The following is a 2,936-nucleotide window of genomic DNA, read 5'->3' on the forward strand; positions in this document are numbered from 1 at the left end:
ATGGAGCCTTAGTTTCACTTATGGTTGGAAGCCGGTTTTCATCGCCAACGGATTCCGCTCCGCCCGGCGCCAAACCTCCAAGCAGGCCTCCACCCCCATCCGTCCCCATTCCCAGGATTCATGGCGTTACTTTCGCGAATATGTTAAATAAAGATTTATACTCAAAACCATTTACTGCAAAGGAATCCTCTCCTTATCAGACAATTCAATTGGCACAGTCCATAAAATCTTTACCCCACCATCAGCATACCAATCGCAGTCATGCCAATAACAGCTAATCTTATCGCCTGAAACCATAATTAATTCCAGCGTATCCTCTCCCGTAGTATCTTTTCCTATTCTTACAGCGCTGTCATTAATCAACTCAATTTTCCCGGTCAAAGAGATAGCAGCCAGTCTGCCATAATTATTATCCGTATTTGGCCTATACTCTCCATAGATTTCCTGCTTGTCTGGATAATAATACATATTCATCATATTTCCCTTAAATACTTCAGACAACACCTCTTTTTGAGTACCATCCACACTAATTCTATAAAGCTGGCTATATCGGTTGTATCCATCAGCTTTTCCTACATAAACACTATAGTAAATCCAATCGCCAACAATACAAAAACTATCAATCCAATATCCCTCTTCTACCAAAATACTGCCTTCTCCGCTTGCATACTTCCAATAAATACCCCTGCTTGTCTGGGGTGTACTTCCATTAAAATAATACGTGACACCTTGCGTCCGCATTTCTCCCGGCTTAACATACTTAATTTTTCCATTATCCACCCGGTACTGACGTCTTTCAATCTCAACAATGCCATTTTCGCTGCTAACCGGCTCTTCAAGTTCATTTACCAGATAAAACGCATCTCCTTTATTCAGAACTTCCGTTTTAATGTCTTCAATGGCATATCCCTCATTTAATATCGTTCGTTTATGTAAAATATTATCCTGCATATAATAAAGCATATCATCGAAAATAAAATAATCCTGTATATTACTAATAATCAACTCCTTTTTTCCTTGCTCCCTTTTTTCCTCACTTATCCGGTATAAATCATATTTTACCACGTGCGGATTTTCATTATCTATAACTTCCTTTAAATAATATATCACTCCATCTACATCCTGAACCGATTTAGCAGCGCTTATTTCATCAGGTTCCACACGTTCAATTAAAAGCAGAGCACAGTCTTCACCAAAAGTAAACACCTGATCACCAACTACCATAGTTCCGGCAACCGCATATTCATCACTATCAAAATAATATAATTTACCATCCACATCTTTCCAAGAATCTTTTAAATATGTTTTATCTTCTTCTAAATACTTCTTTCCTTCTGCAAATTCTTTAAGGCCCGGTTCCATGTCCACCACTTCTGCCTCTATGACCGTTTCCTGAGCCGTTGAAGCATTAGTTGTTTCCGCAAGGGTTCCTATCACAGTATCCGCCAAAATAGTCTTTATTTTAGAGTTATATGACTGAACCTTTCTGGTTCCGTTTAAAACAATAAATACTGCTAAACCTACAACAGCCAATGCTATAATAGCCCTGAATCCGCTGAATATATAATCTCTGGTTTTAAGATTCTCCGATTCCTTATCTGTAATTCCTGCTTTTTCTTCTATAAGAGATAAAACTGTAGCTGCTTTTTCTTCCGATATTTCACAGTTTTCCGGCTCGTCTCCATTATAAAGTTCCTCTTCACCCAATAAGTCCGCTGAAATATCATCTACCAGTTCAAATATTTTCTTTTTAATTTCATTAGGCCCCGGAATTTTTTCCCGATCTTCGTATAATTTCACATATACATCACAAAGGATTTTCCAAATATCATTCGGTTCTTTAATGAAAGACGCAGCGTGACGATATGCATCTTTATATGTCAATATGTAAAATTTTTCAAAACCATCCAATTCGCCTTGTCTGGCAGAATCCAATACTTTTTTTAACAAAGAATCCCGCATATCATCTCCCCTTTTCTTCCACTTTATCCATTCTATCAGAGAATATTAAATGTTGCAATACAACAAAAAAAGCACTGCATATATACAGTGCTGATTAACTGAGACATCGGGGATTCGAACCCCGGACAACTTGATTAAAAGTCAAGTGCTCTACCGACTGAGCTAATATCCCATATTGTTTTGAAATATGCCTTGGACCGGAATCGAACCAGTGACACGAGGATTTTCAGTCCTCTGCTCTACCAACTGAGCTACCAAGGCACGTTGAGCGTGTATTTGCACTTTATTAAGCGCTGTAACACATAAAGCGTGCTCCATCTCAGTGATGGTAGTAACGCGAAATTGCGGGGGCAGGATTTGAACCTACGACCTTCGGGTTATGAGCCCGACGAGCTTCCAGACTGCTCCACCCCGCGATAATAATTATTTAATTTTAAAACTGAGTGGGGGAAAGTGGATTCGAACCACTGAAAGCACAGCTAACAGATTTACAGTCTGCCCCCTTTGGCCACTCGGGAATTCCCCCATATTATATTAGATAAAACCCAAGCCGATGATCGGACTCGAACCGATAACCTGCTGATTACAAATCAGCTGCTCTGCCAATTGAGCCACATCGGCGTATATAAATGGGACCTATAGGGCTCGAACCTATGACCCTCTGCTTGTAAGGCAGATGCTCTCCCAGCTGAGCTAAGATCCCACAATTTATATACAAACGACCCGGATGGGATTCGAACCCACGACCTCCGCCGTGACAGGGCGGCGCTCTAACCAGCTGAGCCACCAGGCCAAAAAACTAAGGTATATGTACCCTCAAAACCACACACTGAATTATATATCATCCACAGCAATTCTGCCGTTCCATCCGTTCCGGTTTCACACCGGTTCCTCTTCCTAAACCAACTTGGTTAAGCCCTCGACCGATTAGTAACAGTCAGCTCCACATGTTGCCATGCTTCCACCTCTGCCCT

At 40.8% G+C, this 2,936-nt stretch carries 1 protein-coding gene and 7 tRNA genes; all 8 read right to left on the minus strand.

What is annotated here, in order from left to right:
- Positions 1 to 171 precede the first annotated feature (171 nt).
- The 8 genes from GPL15_RS19805 to GPL15_RS19840 all read right to left on the minus strand — a co-directional run bounded on the left by GPL15_RS19805 (position 172) and on the right by GPL15_RS19840 (position 2,755).
- Positions 172 to 1,962, minus strand: a complete 1,791-nt coding sequence (locus GPL15_RS19805) for a DUF5050 domain-containing protein (protein WP_215700407.1) — start codon at positions 1,960 to 1,962, stop codon at positions 172 to 174.
- A 99-nt stretch (positions 1,963 to 2,061) separates the two neighbouring features.
- Positions 2,062 to 2,134: transfer RNA gene (locus GPL15_RS19810), tRNA-Lys, on the minus strand.
- A gap of 16 nt (positions 2,135 to 2,150) precedes the next feature.
- Positions 2,151 to 2,223 (minus strand) — tRNA-Phe (locus GPL15_RS19815).
- Positions 2,224 to 2,304: 81 nt separating this feature from the next.
- Positions 2,305 to 2,378: transfer RNA gene (locus GPL15_RS19820), tRNA-Met, on the minus strand.
- 28 nt (positions 2,379 to 2,406) lie between these two features.
- Positions 2,407 to 2,488: transfer RNA gene (locus tag GPL15_RS19825), tRNA-Tyr, on the minus strand.
- 22 nt (positions 2,489 to 2,510) lie between these two features.
- Positions 2,511 to 2,583, minus strand: a tRNA-Thr gene (locus GPL15_RS19830).
- A 9-nt stretch (positions 2,584 to 2,592) separates the two neighbouring features.
- Positions 2,593 to 2,665: transfer RNA gene (locus GPL15_RS19835), tRNA-Val, on the minus strand.
- A 16-nt stretch (positions 2,666 to 2,681) separates the two neighbouring features.
- Positions 2,682 to 2,755, minus strand: a tRNA-Asp gene (locus tag GPL15_RS19840).
- Positions 2,756 to 2,936: the final 181 nt, after the last annotated feature.

The organism is Clostridium sp. MCC353 (assembly GCF_018785315.1).
GTDB lineage: Bacteria > Bacillota > Clostridia > Lachnospirales > Lachnospiraceae > CHH4-2.

Coding starts and splice junctions, on each gene's coding strand:
- GPL15_RS19805 (WP_215700407.1), bottom strand. CDS start 1,962: ATGCGGGATTCTTTGTTAAAAAAAGTATTGGATTCTGCCAGACAAGGC.